Raw genomic sequence first — 18,970 nt, 5'->3', positions numbered from 1 at the left:
CAGATGTGGCATTTTAGCACATATCATATTAAATTTTTATGATTTTAGCTTTCATATACGCGGGCGAATTTAATGGCGTACAGCTCTGTGCAATAAGGCTTTTAGCAAAATTTAGCTTGCGGATTTCAGATGAACGTCTACGAAATTTACGCCAAGATGGAATTTTAAAATTTCATCCTTTCGCGAAAGATGCGCTTAAGCTCGATGGCGGAATTTTGCCTGGCTAAATTCTGCCGATTTAGCAGCAGACACAGCGCGCGGCGAAATTTTACGTAGGATTTGAAGATATGATTTAAAATTCCACGAACGGATGCGGCGCGAAAATTTTATCTTTATTTGACCTCGGTTTTGCTAGCCACTTAGTTGTAGAATTTTACTGCTCGTTTAGCTGTGGGATTTTATTTGCCCGCAAGGGGTTAAATTTTATCATGAAATTTCGCATCGCTTAAAATGTGATGCGAAATGAATCCGTCTGTCGCTACTGCCAGCCTAGAGCTTTACGCTTTAGGCGCATATCGCTTACCATTTTTAGTGCGAGCGCGACCGGATCGGTATCTACGTGCATCACAGAGCCAAGCGCCCGCCTGGTGCCCTCTTTGAAAAAGTGTATGACGTTTGCGGAGCCGTGGATTTGATACTCGACGCAGTGATATGAGTCGATGCCCATTAGGCGGAATCCGAGCGAGGCATCGACGCCCTTTTCGTTCGCCCACTCGGGAGAGGTAAAGGCAAGCGGCAGCTCGTAGAGATTTTTGCCTAGCACCCCTGCGATACCTGCGAAAATTCCGCTGGAGCGGGTGTTATCGATGCACTCGCCCACGTGCCATACCGGCGGAAGCTCATCTTTTTCTAAAAACGCCCGCAGCGACGCGCCTGCTTTTTTATACGCGCTTTTTTGGCAAAAGCCCAGCTTCATTAACGGGAACGACGCGCAGCCGTTGGTTAGGATTAGGACGTTATTTTCGATCAGGGTTTGTGCGACATCTATGATAGCGCGCTCATAAGGCACTTTAGGATTGGTGCAGCCGACCATATTTACGATGCCTAAAATTTCACCGCTTTTTAGCGCATGCGCTAACGGCTCCATGCCGCCGTAGTGTTTATGGACGAATTCTACCGAAAAGCCCACTTCGGCCTCGACTTCGTACGGCGGGATATATACCGGCAGGCCCTTGCGCTTTTCGTGAGATTGCAATGCGCGATCTAGAATTTTACGCGCTAAATTCCTAGTCTCGGCGATATTGCTATGGTGGTGATCGTAGCCTATATGCTCGGCTCCGGGAAGCCTAGCTGATGAGCTTGTGGTAACGACCTTGGTCTGGAAGCAGTGAGCTACATCCATGATCGCAGGATAGACATCTTGGACATCGGCGACCCACAGATCAAGTGCGCCTGTACCTATGACGAGTTCGGCAGTTACGGCGTTTGAGAGCGGCACGACGCCCCAGTTGCGATACATCGCCGATAGCCCAGAACAGCACACGCCGTAAAATGCGATCCCCTGCGCGCCTATTGCGCGAGCCTTGTCTTGGTACTCCTTAGAATTTCCGATCTCCACTATTAGGCTTACTAGGGTTGGCAGATGTCCGTGCACGGCGATATTGACCCAGCCTTTTTTAAGCGCGCCCATATTGCTTTTGGAAGTTACGCGATCTCCTACGCCAAATAGCGCATCTGTAGCGATATTCGCAGCTACTACGCCGGTGAATGTAAAAGCAAGCCCGCAGCGCAAAAGATGCTGCATTACGCTGCGCCAGTCTCCATCCGTGCCTACACCCGTTCGGTGATACGCCTCAAAGACTTCGTTATATGCACTAATCGGCAAGATATCTAGCTTCCGCCATACCTCTTGACGCTCCTTGGGCGCGAGCGCAGTGATGGTTTTATACTCGCCGCTACTTTGCGAAAGATCTGTCAAAAGCGTATCGGCAAGCTCGATCGCTACCTCTTTTAATTCTCTGCCTTCAGTTGGAATTCCAAAGGCTTTGGCGGTATTGATGATTTTGTATTCGCCTATTATGGGCAGATCTAGCTTGCCTTGCGCCGCCCATTTTAGCGATAGTAGAAGCTCTCTGGCATGTGCGCCGTGTTGAGCTACGCCTGCAGCTACTTGGCGCAGTAGGTTGCGCGATACGATGAGATCGGCGTCCGCACCGCAAGTGCCGCGATCGGCCTTTTTAGTAATTTTGCAAGGCCCCATATTACAGATCTTACAGCATACTCCGGTAAGTCCATAGCTACACATAGGCATCTGTTTGTCGAAACGATCAAACGCCGTATCTACGCCGATCTGCTCCATCCTAAGCATCATTTCGCGAACGGCGGGATCGGGGGTTTTCTCAAGTACTTCTTGTTTTGTGGGGAAGGTCTTTTTGTATTCAAGCACCGCCTTCATATAATCCGCCGTAAATTCCGCCTCGTGAAAATGCTCGAAAAGATTGCCCTGCGCGTCTTTATGCGTGTGCGGGCTAGCCTCTGCGGGCACTAAAACTTTTGGGATGCCGTGCTCGTCAAATCCAATAATCGCGCGGTGAGAGTGGGGCTTGTGATCATGGCAATGCTTATCGTGCTCGTGCGAGCTGATGGCGGAATCCTCGTCGTGCTCATGTGAATACGCCGCAGAATTTGCGCCGTATTCGTGCAAATAAGCTGCGAGGTTTTCTTCTTGATCGTGTGGGTGGGTCGCAAGATCTTCGTCGTGTAGATGCGAGTGGATTGCGGAGCTATCGCTATGCTCGTGCGAGCAAGAGAAGTGGTCTTTGCTGCTTGGGCTCTTCGCAGGATTTGAGATGGAATTTGTCAAAGAATCAGCCATGGAATTTATTGTAGAGTTTATTGCGGATTTTTTAGCGTTGCCTGCGCTTTGAGTGCTTGAGTGCGCCGCAGGGTTCGTGCCTGAAGCAGAGCGTGCGCTATCATCGTAGCCAGACGCGGAATTTCTGGCTTCGCAATCGCACTCGCCGCAGGAATTCTCACCTGCGGCGCGATTTTTAGAAATTTTGTTGCGAGCATGTGAGGCGGAAGTCGTAGAATTTGCGGCGGAATTTTTAGCAGTGCTTGCACTTTTATCAAAAACGGATGCGGCGGAGCTTTTGAGCGCGTCTGCGGCGGAATTTTCTCCCGTATTCGCAGCGGAATTTTCATCCGTCGCAGCCTTCTTGCGTGAGCCTTTTTGTTTTGCGATTTTGTCGTTTGCCATGATCGTCTCCTTAAAATTTATTTTAAAAATAAGCGAGAATGTAGCCCTCAATAAATATACTTAAAAACTACACTATCTAATTCTTATAGATAAAATTTAATGAGATTGTATTTTTTAATTGCTTTAAATTCCCTTAATAGCGCATTAAAATAAAAGATAAAATTTCATGAATAAAATATACTAAATAGCTGGCTTTAAATTTCGCCGAGCGGCTCGATCATCTTAGATAATCGATCAGCTTGGCGGAGATTTCGCGAAACTGCAAAATTTTATGCCCCTTTTTCTCGCGCATGAAGTCCTGCGCGTCGCGCAATCTCGCAAATGTGATGAGATCGTCGCCTCTGGCGCTTTGCAGCACGCTGCCGAATACATAAAACGCATCCTGTGCCCGCAAAATTTCGCCGCTTGCGTAATCGGTAACGTAAAGCTCCGCGCCGCCGAAATTTGCACCCGTAGAATTTGCCTCGTCTAAATTGCCGCTAGCTGGATTTTTGCTCTCAGAATTCGCTTCCAAAGAATTTTCATTCACAGAATTCATCTTTGCAGAAGTGCCGCCGAAATTTGCGCCCAAGCTCCCACTTTCAAAAAAATACGCAAACATCGCCTTGGGCGAAGCAAACGCGAGCGCGCTGCCATCTTTAAGCCTCGCGTAGGCGCGAAATTCGGGATGCGCGCTAGTATCGATGCCGTATTTGGCGCAGGTGAGATTTACGTCTTTAAGCCACGCAAGATCGCGCGCAGGTTTGGAATTTTGCGCCGAATCGGAGCCTGTCTTATCTGATGTGCCTAAATTCTGCGCCGAGCTAGAGCTTTGCGGCGCGGAATTTTGCATCTCCGCTGCGCCGCAAAGCGCTATAAATGCCGCCAAAATGAGTGGAAATTTCACGCTAAATCCTTCGATCTAAAGATAAAATAGCCCAAAACGAGGCTCGCCGCGCCCAGCGCGATCGGATAGAGTAGCGAAAAGGCGATGAAAAGCCCGCGCCCGAAGTGATCTAGGATAAAATACGCCGTCGTACCGATGACCGCAAGATCGGGATCAAATAGGCTGATAGCGGCGATTCGGAAGTCCTCCATCGGATTTGCTAGAGCGATTGCAAAAATGAGATTTTCGTTCACGCCCGTTTTTGCGAGCAGTCCGATCAGCACGAGATCCAAAAACGCAAGGCAGAAAAGCCAGACGAAAAACGCAAGCCCAAGCCCCATCTCTTGGCTTTTTGAAACGGCGCAGATCAAAAACGCGATCCCTAAAAATGCCGCGCACAAGCTAAAAAGCAGCCCCGTATAAAGCAGGCAGATCGTCCACGGAATGCCCGTGCCTTTGATCGCGCCCCAAACGATCGCAAGCAGCAGCGACAAAAATATCGGCACGAATACTCCAAATAGCCTTCCTAGCGCCTTGCCGTAGTAATACTGCGCCTGCGAGATCGGAAAGCTTAGCAAGTATTCTAAGATATTTAGGTCGCGATCGGCTAGAATCGCCTTGCTGGTGGTGACGAGCACGAAGACGGGCAGGATGATGATGCAGATCTGAATAAACAACAGCAGCAGTCGCGAAAGCCCGCTAAAGCCGAGCACGCGCGAGTCGGTCACCCCCGTGATGAAAAACGCCGCCACGAGCCCGCTAAAGATCAGCAGATAGAGCAAAAACCAGCGCGAACGGAAGGACTCTTTGATATCCAAAGCGGCGATGGTGAGTAAATTTTTCATTCATATTCCTTTATTGCGCTTCGGCGCGCTTTTTAAATTTAGATTTCTTACGCGATTTAAACACTCTTTTAAGCTCGGCTCTGTTTTGCGGCGCGGATTTCGCGACTTTAAATTTCGCCCGTCTAGCGTTTAAACAGGCGGCGAAATTTTATCCGCTGTCTGTGGCCGCGGCTCGCGCATAAATTTTAAATTTACGACCCGGACTTGCAGCGTACTCAAACAGCGCGCCGTTTGCCGCCCTCTATCCGTTATCCGCCGTAGTTTTAAAATTTAGCCGTTTGACGAGATCTCTTAAATTTCAGCTCCGTAAAATTTCAAAACCAGGCGTATCTCGCGGCATAAAATTTTAAAATTCTAAAAATCTCAAAGCGGCAAATTCTACGCCTGATAAATTTTAAATTTATGGCGAAATTTTAAATTAAGCGGCTCGCGTAAATTTTAATTCGGCAAAGCGAATTTTGCGCCGTGCGTTAAATTTAACCGCGTCGCGAGATAAAATTTCGCAGCCGTTTTTTAGACCCATCTCTGCCTCGCGCCCGCCCGCGCCCGCGGACCGCGCATAAATTTTAAATTTACGGCTCCGGCTCGCAGTGCGCTTAAACATCGCGTCGTTCAGTGTCGCCTATTATCCGTCATTCACGACGCTGCAAAGTAAAATTTTATCTCATCGATGGCGGCACGGGCGGTACGCTGAAATTTTACGCTTTAAATTTAGCGCAAAACATGGGTCGCTTAAAATTTCGCCTTAACCGAACCCATCCTTAATGCGCGTGCCCCGAATGCATATCGTGCGCAGTGCCGTTGCCCTCGTGCATCTGCCCCATATCGTGCGGCGCGCCTTGAGGGTGCGCCGTGCTGCCCGCATCGCCGCTCATGCCATGATCTGAGCCGTGAGTATGCCCCATACCGCTCATATCGTGTTGCGGCTCGCTCATGCCGTGCTCTGCGGAGTGAGGGGCTTGCATTCCACTCATTCCGCCCATGTCGCCGTGTCCGTGCATGCTTCCCATATCGCCGTGCGCATCGCGACCCATATCTCCCATTCCCATGCCGTGCGAGCCGCCGCCTGCTTTAAGCGCCGCGACTACCTGATCGAAGCTGAAGTCTTGCTTGCCCTCTTGCTTGTTTTTAAACGCGCCCCAGCCAAACGACATAGGGGTTTTAAAACCGCGATAAAAGTGCGCCGTGCGTGCGTCGATAAACTCGCCGTTGCCGCTAGCGTCGTTGATGTAAATTTTGGCATCCTTCAGCCAATTTAACTTGTCGTTGGTAACCATGAAATCCACCAGGCAGCCGATGTCGTCAAAGTAGTGGTTTTTGCCGTCCACGCGTACATCGACGCTGAAGCGGTTATCGCTGATCGCCATCTGGCAATGCTCGCATACGTCTCTGTCGTAGTGGACGTTGCCGTAGTCTTTCTCGTCGCCGCAGCCTAGAAACGTAAGCGCCACAAGTGCGCAAAGTAAAAATTTAAACATTTTTGTCATCTACGATCCTCCCTAGATCCATACAAATCATTCTTTTTACCAGCCCTTCAACCTCGTCGAGCCTATGCGAGATAAAGATCAAGCTTTTGTCTTTTGCATACTTACGTAAAAGCGTCTTAAAACACTCGCGCGCGCTCGGATCGAGATTGGCTGTCGGCTCGTCGAAAATCATCGCCTTGCTGGCTCTGCCGAAGGCTAGCGCGATTAAGAATTTCTGCTTCATACCGCCGGATAGCTTATGAAAGGGCTTGTTTAAATTTGAACTTAGATCAAGCTCCATTTCGTCGCAAAATTTTACGATATCTGCTCTGCTCGCGTCAGCCGTGCGCTCGGCGAAATAGATGAGCTCATTTAGGCTTAGCTTAAGCGGCGGCGGGGTTTGCGGCACGAAGCTGATACCACGTAGTGCGCGGCTGCGCTGCTTAAATGAATCAAATCCGTCGATAGCTACGCTGCCGCTTGTGGGTATGTATTCGCCTAGAATCGTCCGCATCAGCGAGCTTTTGCCCGCTCCGTTTTGCCCGACGAAAAGCACTTGCTCGCCATCATCGATATTTAGATTGATATCTTTTAAAACGAATTGATCTGCGAATTTCTTGCTTACGTTTTTAATCTCTATCATAGGCTTCCTTAGATCATATCTTTTAGCTTATTACCGATACTCAGTGCGTCTTGGTGACACACGTCGATACAGCGTCCGCACAGCGTGCAGTCGATCCCTTTTAGCATAAATTTGCTTTTATCGCCTAGGTTTTCGGACGCCTTTTTTTTGGTGATGTCTAACACGTGCGAGACGAAGCAGACATCTTGGCAAACGCCGCAGTGATCGCACCTGCTCTTATCCCAAGTAATCTTGCTAAGGCTTGCTTTTGCCGCAAGCGAATAGGTGCTGCCTAGCGGGCATAGATGAGTGCACCACGCTCGCCTGCTAAAAAACACTTCGAGCAAAAACACAAAAACGATCCAAAGCCCCGCGAGCGAGAAGCCGTAGATGATGAGGCGCGATAAAATTCCAACTACGTTAAAAATTTCAAAAACGAGCAAATCAGTAATAGCGCTTAGCGCTAAAAACGCCGCCCAGATCGCATAGCGCATACCGCGAGGCAGGGCGCGCTCCTTGATGACGTGCTTTGAAATTAGCGTATTGTGCAGCTTCTCTCCGATCTCGCTAAGCGCTCCGTAAGGGCAAATCCACGAGCAAAAAGCCTTGCCGCCCGCGATGAAATAAAACAGCAAGATGGTGCCTGAGCCGATGAGAAGATTTATCGGCAGATCCTTGTGCGCGGCGATCACTTCAAGCGTGATAAAGGGATCTGCTAGATGAAAGCCCAAAATGCGCGAGCCGCTGATGTCGCCCTCTAAAATTTGAATATCAGCGCGAAAGGAAAGCACGAAAAGTAGATGCACCAAAAATATCGTGGCGTAGCGCAGAGCCCGAATGCTTGGGCGCCATTTGCCGCTTTTATTTCTAAGCGCGAAGGTCGAGAAAAAGCTCGTATTTTTGATCGTGCATCGCGAATTATATTTATCCAAGACCTACTCTTTAAATTTTGAAATTTCATCCGCGAGCTTATCTAGGCTCTCGTCGCTTACGTTGGTTAAAAGTCCGCTCATTAGGCTGTTTTTGATCTTGCCCGCCTTATAATCTTTGAGACTTGCTAAAATTTGATCCTTGCTCTTGCCTCCGATCGGCGGAGCGATCTTGCCGCGTCCGTCATCGCCGTGGCAGGGCGCGCAGCTTACCAGATAGGAGCTACTAACCTTGAAATCGCGCTCTTTGACGCTCTGCTGCAAAATTTTAATATTTTTCACGTCCTTATCGTCGATGAGATCGACGCTTTTGTTCTGCGGCGCGGGCTTTGCTTGCGCTTGCGGCTTGACTTCCTGCTGCGGCGCGCTAGAATCGTCCGAACTAGCCATAAAGATCATCAGCGCGATCAGTGCTACACCCAAAATCAAAGCTAAAATTTTGCCCGGTTTCATTTCTGCTCCTTAAATTGTTTGTTGAACTCGTAAATTTCCTTTGCCATCGTCTCTATCTGCTGCTCGCTCATGCCGTTTACGAGCTGCACCATAAGAGGATTAGGCTTTTCTTTGAATTTATACTTTTTAATCATATCCACGATCTGCGCGTCGGTTTTATCCAGAAGCGACGGACCGATGATGCCGTTGGCGTAGTCGTCGTGGCACGCCGAACAGCGCAGGATAAAATCGTGCCCAAGGCGCTTTTTCATCAGATCGAAATTTAGCTTTTCATATTGATTTTTGATACTCGAATACGCCACGATATTTTTGGTCGTCTCGTTCACGTCGCCGTTTAGGTTAAAATTTACCTTTCGCTCGCCGTAAAAATCGTAGCTTACGAACTTATCGTCCTTCTTGGGCGCTTCGCCGCTTTTAACGCTTATGCGAGGCTTGGCAGTATGATTTTGTTCCACGCTCTGCGATGCAGAATTTGAACTCGCAGAGCCCTGCCCTGCAGAGCCTTGTGAAACGGAATTTTGCCCTGCGGAGCTTGTCGCGGCAGAGCCTGAATCGCCATCATCTCCGCAGCCGCATAGCAAAAGCGCCGCAGCTAGCGAGCAGAGGTAGAATTTAATGGAGTTTTTCATTGTTTTCCTTCATAGATTGATTTGTAATCCGCCCGCGGGATTATCTCGATGATACGCGCCGGACAGAGCTCTGCGCACGCGCCACAGCCGACGCAAGCGCTGCGGATCTGCGGAGCGAAATGCGTGCTCGCTTTTATCATAGCTATGGCATCAAGCGGCTGCGGGTAAGGGCACAGCGACGCGCATAGATCACAGACCTTGCCCTCTTTGGCTGCCAGCGCGGAGTTTAACTCGCGCTCCTGCTCGGTCTTAGCGGGCTTTAGGCGCAGATCGTCCGGTTTTAAAACCTGCCCGCGATACGCCAAACAGGCATCTAAATTTTCAATCACGGCGATACCCATCGCAACCTTTTTAGGCTCGTTCGTCTCGTGGCTGAGCGCGCCGCTTGGACAGGCGAGCACGCAAGGAAGCGCGCCGCAAAGATAGCAGCCCCGCTCTTTGGCATCGATGACCGGGGTACCGATGTCAAAAAGATGCGTAATATCGAGCAGATAGATGCTGTGATAGGGGCAGACCTGCACGCATTGGCCGCACTTGATGCAGCTAGAGCGGAAGCCGCGCTCTGCTAGCGCTCCGGGCGGGCGCAGATACAAAGAAGCGGAATCCCCGCTAGAATTTTGTTTTATGGGATTCGGCGCAGAATTTTGTCCTGTGGAATTTACGGAATTTTGCTCGTTTAAATTTTGCGCTTCGCTGCCCGCGGAATTGGCAGAATTTTCATCCGCAAACAAGCTCGCTGCCCCGAGTGTCCCGAGCGCTCCGCCGAGTAGTTTTATCGCTTCGCGTCTATTCTTTGTCATTGCCTCATCCTGGGTTTTGGATCTTTTAGCAGTAGCTCAGGCTCTGAAAACGGAGCGAGCTTGGAGATAAAATTTAAAAGTGCGATCCCGCTGGAGCCGTAAAAAAACCGCACGCTCGGTTTATGCGCCCAAAGCCTATCCGCGTAGGCGTATGAGCTGTAGCTAACGTCGCCATAGCCGTCTCCATCGCGATCAAATCCGTCGTAATCGTCGAAATAGTTGCCACTCCATTCGTTTTGCAATAGCTTGGATTGGGGCGTATCGTTTAGCACGATCTCCATATTGCCTTTAAATTTATTGTTTTTAAATACGCTTTTTAGCTGCGTGGCGTGGAATTGCACGCCGATGCTGTTGTATTCAATATCATTGTTTTCAAAAACGTTAAGCGAGCCCGGCTGATATGGGGATTGATCCAGATAAAATCCGCGGGCGTTGTAGATGACTTTATTATCCGTAACCCTGAAATTTGAGCTATCCTTCATACCGATACCTACGCCGTAAGCGCCGTCTGCGTTGCGCACGATGTTACGCCTAGCTATATTGTCACTTGAAAACATAAAAAATAATCCCACGCTATTGCCGTCGTAGTAGTTATCCTCTACGACGTTATGTCCGGAGTTCATAAAGTGCAGCGAATAGCGACAACTGTGGCCTTTATTGCCTGCGACGAGATTTCCGTTTGAGAAGTAAAAAACGGTGTCGCGGACATTATGAACGTCGTTATTTAAAATTTTATTGGCATTGGAATACCAAAGCTTGATGCCGTCGCCTTTGAAACTCGTGCGGTAGGTATTGCTTGAAATTTCGTTGCCCTCGATCGTTACGTCGTTTGCCTTGCTTAGCACGACGCCGTAGAGCACGTCTTTGATGAGATTATTTTTTATGATTACGCCGTTTACGTCGCTTACATTGATGCCTGCATCTTCGCTAAGATGCTCGAAGCCTCCATTTTGGATTGTTAAATTCTTGATTGTAACATGCGGAGAGCGGATGCGAATGACCGTGCCGTTGCGATCGCCCACGATCACGGCGCCGCGATCCAGCCCGTCGATCGTAAGCGGCTTATCGATTAAGATGTTGCCGTGATACTCGCCCGCGGCTAGTTCGATAATATCGCCCGCTTTTGCACTATCGATCGCGTCTTGAAGCTCGCCCGCGCCTAAGCTTAGCGCGAGCGAGAATGCTAGAAGCAAAGGCCTCATCTATGCTCTCGTAGGAATTTTTTCTTAGATAGTAGAGCTAGCACCGATAGCAGCGATAGGGCCAGCATCAGCCAAAAGCCAAGAGCCGGATATGAATGGGTAGTAAAATGCGCCACACTGCCGTCGCCAAATGCTGTAGGCATAAAAGGCTTTATTTTAAACGCGCCCCAGTCTTGCAGGTTGTGCCCGAACCAATACAGCCAGCCTACGTAGCAGCCGATGAAGATAAGCGGCGCAATGATCGGTAGTATCATAAGCAGAGTCTGCCCCTTACCATCATAGTACAAAAACGCAAGCATTCCTAGCGTAGCGATTATGAGATAATAGGGCGATAGCGAGTGCTCGAGCGTGCCGCCGCGCCAGACGGGATACATGCCGATATAGTGATTTAGGGTATTCATCTCGCCAACATCACCGCTAAAGCCGTCAACGTGGACGTAAAGCGGAATTCCATCGGGGAAGGCCTCCTTCGGATAGTTCGGCGCTTCGAGTGAAATTTTCCACACCGGTATGCTAGGAACTCCCACTTCAAATTTATGCTCCAGCATCGCGCCTAGATCGTTTTTAACATCACTAGGAATTAAGTGATTTTTATACGATGCTTTCGTATAAAAATTCCATATCGGTGCGGAGTATGCGGGCAGCTGCGAGACGCTGCTAACCTGCCCCGATACGATTTTGCCTTGGACTTTGAAAAATCCGAGCGTAGGGATGGTAAAAGCGACCGTCATAATAAGCAGCGCTAAAATCGCGTAAATTTTATATTTTGGCATTTCATCTCCTTTAAATTCTCCCCCTTACGGGGGAGAGTGGGGCTAGTTAAGACCCGCGTTCTCATCGATCCATTTTAGGTATTCGATGATATCTTTGATCTCTTCGTCTTTCATATGCTGATTTGGCATGCGAAGGTTGAAGTAATTTATCATTGCCTTAACGTAGTCGTCTTCGTAGAATTTAGCAGGGTCTTTGATAAAATCAGCTACCCATTTCTCGCCGTTTTCGTGGCGGAGTAGGACGCCCGTTAGATCAGGACCGGAGCTTACTTGACCGATGACGTGGCAGCCGTTGCAGCCTCCGCGTAGGTAGGCCTTCTCGCCGTTAGATGCAGCCTCGCTCATAGGAGTGGAGAGCTCGCGGATCAGGTTGTTTTTAGCGCGAAGTCCGACATCTGCGGTTTTTACTAAATACTGCCAAACTTGACCTTCCCAAAGTATCGCGCCGTTCATATCGCCGGCTTTTACTGCGGCGTCTGCCTTGGCTTTGGTTTCAGGAATTTTGCCGTATTGATCCAGCGCGTCATCGACTAAAGCCTTGACCTTAGGATATTTCTCGTAGTTTTTCTCTTTTAAGAATTTAACGACTGATTGAATAACGTCGTCGGTGGCTTTATTCGTAGCTACTACCTTGTCGTATTCGGCTTTTAGAGCTTCTGGGCTAAGAGCTTTTAGCATAGAAGCTTTAGCTGAAGTATATTTTTTATTCGGATCTTTTACGTATAGATATCCGAACATCTCAAGGTGCAACGCAGAGCAGAATTCTGTGCAGTAGAAAGGGAATACGCCTTCTTTATCTGCTATGAAATTTACGCTCGCAGTCTTACCCGGCTCAAGCGACATATGCAGATCGTAATCATCAACCGTAAAGCCGTGAGTTTCGTCCTCGGCACGCTCTAAATTTGTCATATAGATCGTTACGTTATCATCCTTATTAACCTCGATGTGCTCAGGATTAATATGGCTGCGGATCGCCGTAGCATAGACTTTTACGTTTTTGCCGTCGCGCTCGATGCGCTCTTGACCTGCTAACGTCATAGCAGGGTGCTGCTTGCCAGTGCGAGAGTTTGTTCCCATAGTATAGGTAGGTTTCGTATGAAGCTTGCTAGCTGCGATAGAAACTACGTCGTGTGGCTCGCCAAGACCGATAGGAAGATCGTAAAGCATCTCCATTTTAGGCCCTGTAATGTCGATGAGCTGGTGATTTTGCGGATGAAGCGGTCCGATAGGATTAAATCTATCGATCGAAAGCTTATCCAGCGCGATTACGTATTTGCCGACAGGCTTTGAGGATTTGCCCTCCATAGAATCAAGGTGACCGATATTGTAGTGAACGTTGATCCTATCTAAAACCTTTAGCGTCTTGTAGTTCCATTTTACGATCTGGCTATCGACGTAAAGCGATGTATAGATTACGCCGTCTTGCGAATCGAAGGTATTATGCAAAGGTCCAAGACCAAGCTCTGCTTGTCCGTGAAGCGTCTTTTGCATATCTAAGATCGGAATTCCGTATGGATCCTTGCCTGCATATTCTTTCTTATCAATTAGCTCTTTGATCTTTTTGAAATCATAAACGCTAGCGTGAGTATCTAGTTTACCGCCGATAATAATATAGCGGCCATCAGGGCTAACGTCAACGCCGTGAGGAGATTTAGCCTCAGGGATCAAAAATAGCGCTCCCGCTTTTACGGCGGCGTCTATTGTAACGATTCTGTGTCCGTTTACGACTTTATAGTTTTTGCTGTCTTGAGCAAGTTTTTCTAGAATTTGCCAGTTATAAACGTGCAAGTAGTCGGTGTCGTTGCGGCTCATGCCAGCTTCCATAGGAGGCAGACCCTTTTCGATGCCGCCTGTGTACATTTCGGAGTTAAAGCTGTTGGTAAACGCCCAGCCGAAGCTCTCGCCCTTACCTGCGTCGCTTAGATCTTGCATATATGGAGGAAGCTCTAGAGAAAAGGATTTATTTACGTCGATTTTACCTTTATCGTAGTCAAATTTCCATAGCGTTACCGCACCGCGATAGACTGCTTGATACTCCTCGATTGGGTGCCAGTCATTATCAAAAGGGGCTGCGTATTGGCTGGTTTCGATGACGTATTCGGTATTAGGCGTTACGAAAGAGCCGCCGTGATCGCTTTTGATTACGGGATTTACGACTATTTGAGTGGTTTCGAAATCTGATAAATTTATAACCGCGATTCTTGGGTTTGCCTTATCGTTGATAAAGAGATAATCGCCCACATACTCGCCATTTTTCTCGCTGAAATTTGGATGGTGAGTATCACCCCAGTTGATCTCTTTGCCGTTAATAGAGCCCGATCTTAAGACCGCCTTGCTCTCCTCGTCAAAGCCGTATCCCTGCCAAGGCTCCGGGGTAAATACGCCGATATATTTGTAGATCCTCATCGACGGCACGCCGTAAACGATCACCTGTCCGCTTTGACCGCCGGAAGAGAAGACCATATAATCGTCCTTCCTACCGGTCGGCTGATAGGTCTTAGCCGCCGCCAAAACGTCTTTTTCGCTTAAATTTCGTTCTTTCATCACGCGCTCTAGGTCACTATCTGCGGCACACAGGGCGCTTGCGGCGAACAAAACCGAGCCCAAAAGCACGGGTTTGAAACTTTTTAACATACTAATCCTTTCTTAGAATTTTAAAATTTTGCCTGATTTGCTGACTACGAGGATCGCTTCCCCGTCTGCGTACATCGCTAAAAATTCGCTTTTTAAATCCACAACCTCCTTTAATCCTGCTTTTTGATTTTCGTAAATTTTATCTTTAGTAGCGATAAACTGCGTGCCGCGGGCGCACACGATGGATTTGATCCAAGAGCCCACGCTTTTGCGCTCGCCGCTTTTTAAATTTATAAAGCTCCCCTCTATGTCGCCTGCAAATAGCGTCCCGTCGCAGTCTGCAAGCGCAGTGGCGATAGAGCCGCTTAAATTTTTATCGCCAGCTTCGACTGAAATTTCGCTTTGAGTTTTAAGCCCCTCGTCTTGAAATTTTGCGCCTTTGAATTCTGAGCTTTGAAATTCCGCGCTCTTTGCGCCGCCAGCTTTCGTTTCGTTTGGCTCGGAGCCTTGCGCACTTTTCGTGCTATTAAATTCTGCATCTTTAAATTTCACGCTATCAAGCTCTCCCTGCGCAGCGCGACTAGGCGCTGTATCAATGCCGCTAAATTTGGTCGCGACAAGATCCGCGCTAAAACAGGCTATGCCGTCCCAGCTTGCGACGCAAAGTCTGTTAGCGCCTAGGCTAATGGCATTGATCCTGCCGTAATGAAGCGAAATTCCGCGCATCCCGTCGGGGGCGGAATTTTTATTCAAAGATTGCCCGTTTGCGGTGGAATTCTCGCCTGGGGCGTAGCCGCCGCCTACGCCTCTATCGGGGTCTTCGCCTAATCTTATTAGTTGATTCTTATCTACTACCGCGTAAATCGCGTCTTTTGCTGCGTAAATCGCATCTATTTGGGCTGTGCCGCTACGCCCCGTCTTAAGCGCGCGTAGAAACTTTAATCTGTCGTTTAGCACCGCGATTTCGGCTCCGCCCCAAGCTAGATAAATTTTGCCGTTTTTGAAATTTAGAGCCGTAATTTCGTTATCGCTGTATTTTTGCGCGAACTCCACATCCCATTTAGCAGTATCAAACATCCTAAGCTCGCCGCCATTGCCGTATAAAAGTAGTCGGTGCGAGCTTGCGTCGAATGCGCCCAGACGCAGCGTGGCATTTAGATCAAAGCTGCCTGCTGTTGCCATCTGCGATAAACAAATCAAAAAAGCAATACAAAATTTTATAAAATTCATCTCAATCCGCTCTTTGTGAAATGATACTACCCCAAGGCTTAAAAATCGGTTTAAAGCTTGAGCTATAATGGAATTCTAAGATTTCTTAAAAGTTGCGAAATTCTATGATATAAAAACAGCTCTAAGTGAAATTTTATTTTTCACATTTCGCTATAAATTCTGCTTTAAAATTATAATTTCAGTAAATTTTTATTTTGATAGATTTTTACAATTTGTAACGCTCCTTTAATTTTGTTTAAATAAAAAGTTAGTATAATCGCCAAAGTTTGTTTTAAATTTTACTGAAGGAGAAACTATGGAGTTTCTGACAAGTTTGTCTGAAAGCACTCAATTCTTTTTGCAGCTCATTATAGTCTTGGGCTGTTTGTTTTATGGTGCTAAAAAAGGTGGTATGGCGCTGGGAATTCTAGGCGGTATAGGCTTAGTGATCTTAGTGTTTGGATTTAGATTAGAGCCGGGTAAGCCGGCAGTGGACGTTATTTTAACTATCCTCGCAGTTGTCGTAGCAAGTGCAACGCTACAAGCTACGGGAGGGCTTGATGTAATGCTTCAAATAGCGGAGAAATTGCTTCGTAAGCATCCAAAGATGGTTTGTATCATCGCTCCAACTGTGGCGTGGACGCTTACAATCTTATGCGGAACGGGACACACTGTCTATACTCTGCTTCCGATCATTTATGACGTAGCTATTAAAAATGGAATTCGCCCTGAGCGCCCGATGGCTGCTTCTACGATCTCCTCGCAGCTTGCTATCATCGCTAGCCCCGTTTCGGTTGCCGGCGTTTCGATGGTCGCGATCTTGCTAGGTCAAGGCGTGCATATCGAGGGCTTTAGTACATATTTGGATCTGCTAAAACTCACTATCCCTTCTACTTTCATCGGTATGCTTGCGATCGGAACGTGGTCGATTTTTAGAGGTAAAGATCTAGATAAAGATCCGGAATTCCAAGAAAAGATCAAAGATCCAGAGCAGAAAAAATATATCTACGGCGAAAGCACGACCTTGCTAGGTCAAAAGCTTCCTAGGATTAAGTGGATCTGCATGTGGATATTCTTAGCCACTATTGCGCTAGTTGCGGTTTTGGGTTACGAAAAAAGCTTACGCCCTGCGTGGACTAAAAATGTCCCTGGCAAATCCGTAGAGATCATCGTCGATAAAAAAACGGTCAAAAATATCACGATCAAAGATGGTCAGGTCATCTCCATGGTGGATGGCGGTAAGGTCGTCTCAAACGTCAAAGAGTCCAAAGCCAAAGATGCGACGAAATTTAATAGCGTCGAAATTTACGACAAAGATAAAAAGCTTACTCAAAGCATCGTCGCTCAAGACGGAAATGTAGTAATTACGACAGGCGATAAGAGCGAGAGTATCGCAAACGCAAGCATAGTCGTAAAAGATACTATGAAAAAGACCACAAATTTAAATATGGTCTTAACCATTCAAATTTTCATGCTTCTTGCAGCATCCATCATGATGATCGCTTCGGGCATAAAAGCGGGCAATATCGCTAAAAACGAAATTTTTCATAGCGGTATGATCGCGCTCGTAGCCATTTATGGAATTTCATGGATGGCAGAGACTATGTTTACCGCTCACATCGAAATGCTTAAGGCATCCCTTGGCGAGGTCGTTAAGGCCTATCCATGGACCTATATCATTGTCTCTTTGCTCATCAGTAAATTTTTAAATTCCCAAGCTGCGGCTATCGCAACCTTCGTTCCACTCGCCGTCACTATCGGCATCGATCCGGGTCTAATAATCGCGTTTGCGCCGGCTTGCTACGGATACTATATCCTACCTACTTATCCGAGCGATCTTGCGGCGATCCAGTTCGACCGCTCAGGCACCACGCATATCGGAAAATTCGTCATTAACCATAGCTTCATTTTCCCTGGCTTGATCGGCGTTCTTACCGCATGCGGCGTGGGCTTTGTGCTTGCGCATCTTTACGGCTATTTATAATAGTTATGCTCGCGGGCAGACGGCTCGCGAGCTTTAAATTTCAAGCCCCAGCGGCTTTTTAAAATTTTATAAAATTTTGAAATTTTAAATGCTCTAAATTTTTAAATTCTAAAGCTTTCTAAATTCCGTTCATAACCCGCGCGAGGCTAAATCGTTTTAAATAAAATTTACGTTATAATCCTGCCAAATTCCACACAGGAGGCAGATATGCAAATCCCTATCGCATACGGCAAAGATGATCATCTAAATCTAGAGATAAACGAGAAAAATTTGCTCGGCGTTTTCGATCCAAATCCCGTGGCTAAATTTGACGAAACGGCGCTCATCGCAAAGGCTCTGGCAAATCCGATAAATCAAAAAAGCTTTGACGAGTTTATAGCAGGCGAGCAAAAGATCGTTATCATCGTAAACGACGGCACGCGCCCGACGCCGACGGCAAAAATTTTAAAGCAAATTTACCCAAAAATCCGCGAGAAAAATAAAATTTTCATTATCGCCACCGGCTGCCACAGGCAGTGCTCGCTCGATGAGTACGAGATGATCTTCGGCAAAGAAATTTACGCGGAGATCAGAGCCAAAAACGAAGTTCACGATCACGACTCCAAGCACGACGAGATGGTCTTTTTAGGCGAGTCAAAAAACGGCACGCAGATGTATCTAAACAAAATCGTAGCAGAAGCCAAAAAGGTAATCGTCATAGGCTCGGTCGAGCCGCACTATTTCGCGGGTTACACGGGCGGTAGAAAGGCCTTTTTGCCGGGCACCGCGTCGTACGAGAGCATCACGCAAAACCATAAACTAGCTCTTAGCTCCGACGCGCAAGCTCTGCGCCTAGAGGGTAACCCCGTGCACGAAGATATGATCGACGCGATGAAAGTTCTCGCGCACATCGACGTTTTTTCGATCCAGACGGTGCTTGACAGCGAGCACGGCGTGTATTACGCAAGCGCGGGAGACCTCAACGACAGCTTTTACGACTGCGTGAGAAAGGCCGACGAGGTCTTTTGCGTAAATATCCCGCGCAAGGCAGATATCGTGATCTCGGTCGCGCCCTATCCGATGGACGTCGATCTCTATCAAGCGCAAAAAGCCCTAGACAACGGTAAACTAGCGCTCGCTGAAGGGGGAATTTTAATCATGGTCGCAAAGTGCCGCACCGGCATCGGACCAAAGCCGTTTTTTGATCTGATGGCTTCCGCAGACATGCCTAAAAAGGTGCTCGAAAAGATTAGCGCGGGCTTTAAACTCGGCTATCACAAGGCCGCTAAAATGGCCGAAATCTCGCTCTGGGCGCAGACTTGGGCGGTGAGCGACCTCAGCGATGATGAGATGCGAGCCGTACACCTAAAGCCATACCACGACATCCAAAAGGCCGTGGTCGACGCGCTCGCGCAAAAGGGCGCGGACGCAAAAATCATCA

15 protein-coding genes are annotated in these 18,970 nt (G+C 48.0%); 2 read left to right on the top strand and 13 right to left on the bottom strand.

The window, feature by feature from the left end; genetic code table 11:
- Positions 1–478: 478 nt before the first annotated feature.
- From QZ176_RS00075 to QZ176_RS00015, 13 genes are all read right to left on the bottom strand, one after another.
- Positions 479–3,199 (bottom strand): carbon monoxide dehydrogenase, encoded by a 2,721-nt coding sequence (locus QZ176_RS00075; protein WP_295150043.1) that lies wholly within the window; start codon positions 3,197–3,199, stop codon positions 479–481.
- A 217-nt stretch (positions 3,200–3,416) separates the two neighbouring features.
- Positions 3,417–4,085: a nitrous oxide reductase accessory protein NosL gene (locus QZ176_RS00070; RefSeq protein WP_295150042.1), complete on the bottom strand. Its 669-nt coding sequence runs from the start codon at positions 4,083–4,085 to the stop codon at positions 3,417–3,419.
- On the bottom strand, positions 4,082–4,909 hold the full coding sequence (locus tag QZ176_RS00065; protein WP_295150040.1) for an ABC transporter permease subunit: 828 nt from the start codon (positions 4,907–4,909) through the stop codon (positions 4,082–4,084). Before QZ176_RS00065 ends, QZ176_RS00070 begins: the two co-directional genes overlap by 4 nt.
- A 761-nt stretch (positions 4,910–5,670) precedes the next feature.
- A complete protein-coding gene (locus QZ176_RS00060; RefSeq protein ID WP_295150037.1) occupies positions 5,671–6,396 on the bottom strand; it encodes a hypothetical protein in 726 nt (241 codons plus the stop codon).
- Positions 6,380–7,018: an ABC transporter ATP-binding protein gene (locus QZ176_RS00055; protein WP_295150034.1), complete on the bottom strand. Its 639-nt coding sequence runs from the start codon at positions 7,016–7,018 to the stop codon at positions 6,380–6,382. The genes QZ176_RS00060 and QZ176_RS00055 overlap by 17 nt, the downstream gene beginning before the upstream one ends.
- A gap of 8 nt (positions 7,019–7,026) precedes the next feature.
- Entirely contained in the window at positions 7,027–7,929 is a 903-nt protein-coding gene (locus tag QZ176_RS00050; protein ID WP_295150031.1) for a NapH/MauN family ferredoxin-type protein, read from the bottom strand.
- A 3-nt stretch (positions 7,930–7,932) separates the two neighbouring features.
- A complete protein-coding gene (locus tag QZ176_RS00045; protein ID WP_295150028.1) occupies positions 7,933–8,379 on the bottom strand; it encodes a cytochrome C in 447 nt (148 codons plus the stop codon).
- A complete protein-coding gene (locus QZ176_RS00040; protein WP_295150025.1) occupies positions 8,376–9,008 on the bottom strand; it encodes a hypothetical protein in 633 nt (210 codons plus the stop codon). Before QZ176_RS00040 ends, QZ176_RS00045 begins: the two co-directional genes overlap by 4 nt.
- Positions 9,005–9,808, bottom strand: coding sequence for a 4Fe-4S dicluster domain-containing protein (locus QZ176_RS00035; protein WP_295150024.1), 804 nt, complete (start codon positions 9,806–9,808; stop codon positions 9,005–9,007). Before QZ176_RS00035 ends, QZ176_RS00040 begins: the two co-directional genes overlap by 4 nt.
- Positions 9,805–11,010, bottom strand: coding sequence for a nitrous oxide reductase family maturation protein NosD (locus QZ176_RS00030; RefSeq protein ID WP_295150022.1), 1,206 nt, complete (start codon positions 11,008–11,010; stop codon positions 9,805–9,807). Before QZ176_RS00030 ends, QZ176_RS00035 begins: the two co-directional genes overlap by 4 nt.
- The gene (locus tag QZ176_RS00025) at positions 11,007–11,783 is read right to left on the bottom strand and encodes a cytochrome C (RefSeq protein ID WP_295150019.1); all 777 of its coding nucleotides are present in this window, start codon (positions 11,781–11,783) and stop codon (positions 11,007–11,009) included. The genes QZ176_RS00030 and QZ176_RS00025 overlap by 4 nt, the downstream gene beginning before the upstream one ends.
- 42 nt (positions 11,784–11,825) lie before the next feature.
- Positions 11,826–14,417 (bottom strand): Sec-dependent nitrous-oxide reductase, encoded by a 2,592-nt coding sequence (gene nosZ / locus QZ176_RS00020; RefSeq protein WP_295150016.1) that lies wholly within the window; start codon positions 14,415–14,417, stop codon positions 11,826–11,828.
- A 12-nt stretch (positions 14,418–14,429) separates the two neighbouring features.
- A complete protein-coding gene (locus QZ176_RS00015) occupies positions 14,430–15,587 on the bottom strand; it encodes a hypothetical protein (RefSeq protein WP_295150014.1) in 1,158 nt (385 codons plus the stop codon).
- 295 nt (positions 15,588–15,882) lie between these two features.
- On the opposite strand from QZ176_RS00015, the gene QZ176_RS00010 reads away from it, so the two are divergent.
- Together QZ176_RS00010 and larA are read left to right on the top strand one after the other, a co-directional pair.
- On the top strand, positions 15,883–17,550 hold the full coding sequence (locus tag QZ176_RS00010) for an anaerobic C4-dicarboxylate transporter (protein ID WP_295150012.1): 1,668 nt from the start codon (positions 15,883–15,885) through the stop codon (positions 17,548–17,550).
- A 207-nt stretch (positions 17,551–17,757) separates the two neighbouring features.
- On the top strand, positions 17,758–18,970 hold a 1,213-nt coding region (gene larA, locus QZ176_RS00005), incomplete at its 3' end, for a nickel-dependent lactate racemase (protein ID WP_295150010.1).

This window comes from uncultured Campylobacter sp., from assembly GCF_905373215.1.
Lineage (GTDB): Bacteria > Campylobacterota > Campylobacteria > Campylobacterales > Campylobacteraceae > Campylobacter_B.
This window is presented reverse-complemented; position numbering and strand designations above follow the sequence as displayed.

Coding starts and splice junctions, on each gene's coding strand:
- QZ176_RS00075 (WP_295150043.1), bottom strand. CDS start 3,199: ATGGCAAACGACAAAATCGCAAAACAAAAAGGCTCACGCAAGAAGGCT.
- QZ176_RS00065 (WP_295150040.1), bottom strand. CDS start 4,909: ATGAAAAATTTACTCACCATCGCCGCTTTGGATATCAAAGAGTCCTTC.
- QZ176_RS00060 (WP_295150037.1), bottom strand. CDS start 6,396: ATGACAAAAATGTTTAAATTTTTACTTTGCGCACTTGTGGCGCTTACG.
- QZ176_RS00055 (WP_295150034.1), bottom strand. CDS start 7,018: ATGATAGAGATTAAAAACGTAAGCAAGAAATTCGCAGATCAATTCGTT.
- QZ176_RS00045 (WP_295150028.1), bottom strand. CDS start 8,379: ATGAAACCGGGCAAAATTTTAGCTTTGATTTTGGGTGTAGCACTGATC.
- QZ176_RS00040 (WP_295150025.1), bottom strand. CDS start 9,008: ATGAAAAACTCCATTAAATTCTACCTCTGCTCGCTAGCTGCGGCGCTT.
- QZ176_RS00035 (WP_295150024.1), bottom strand. CDS start 9,808: ATGACAAAGAATAGACGCGAAGCGATAAAACTACTCGGCGGAGCGCTC.
- QZ176_RS00030 (WP_295150022.1), bottom strand. CDS start 11,010: ATGAGGCCTTTGCTTCTAGCATTCTCGCTCGCGCTAAGCTTAGGCGCG.
- QZ176_RS00025 (WP_295150019.1), bottom strand. CDS start 11,783: ATGCCAAAATATAAAATTTACGCGATTTTAGCGCTGCTTATTATGACG.
- nosZ (WP_295150016.1), bottom strand. CDS start 14,417: ATGTTAAAAAGTTTCAAACCCGTGCTTTTGGGCTCGGTTTTGTTCGCC.
- QZ176_RS00015 (WP_295150014.1), bottom strand. CDS start 15,587: ATGAATTTTATAAAATTTTGTATTGCTTTTTTGATTTGTTTATCGCAG.
- QZ176_RS00010 (WP_295150012.1), top strand. CDS start 15,883: ATGGAGTTTCTGACAAGTTTGTCTGAAAGCACTCAATTCTTTTTGCAG.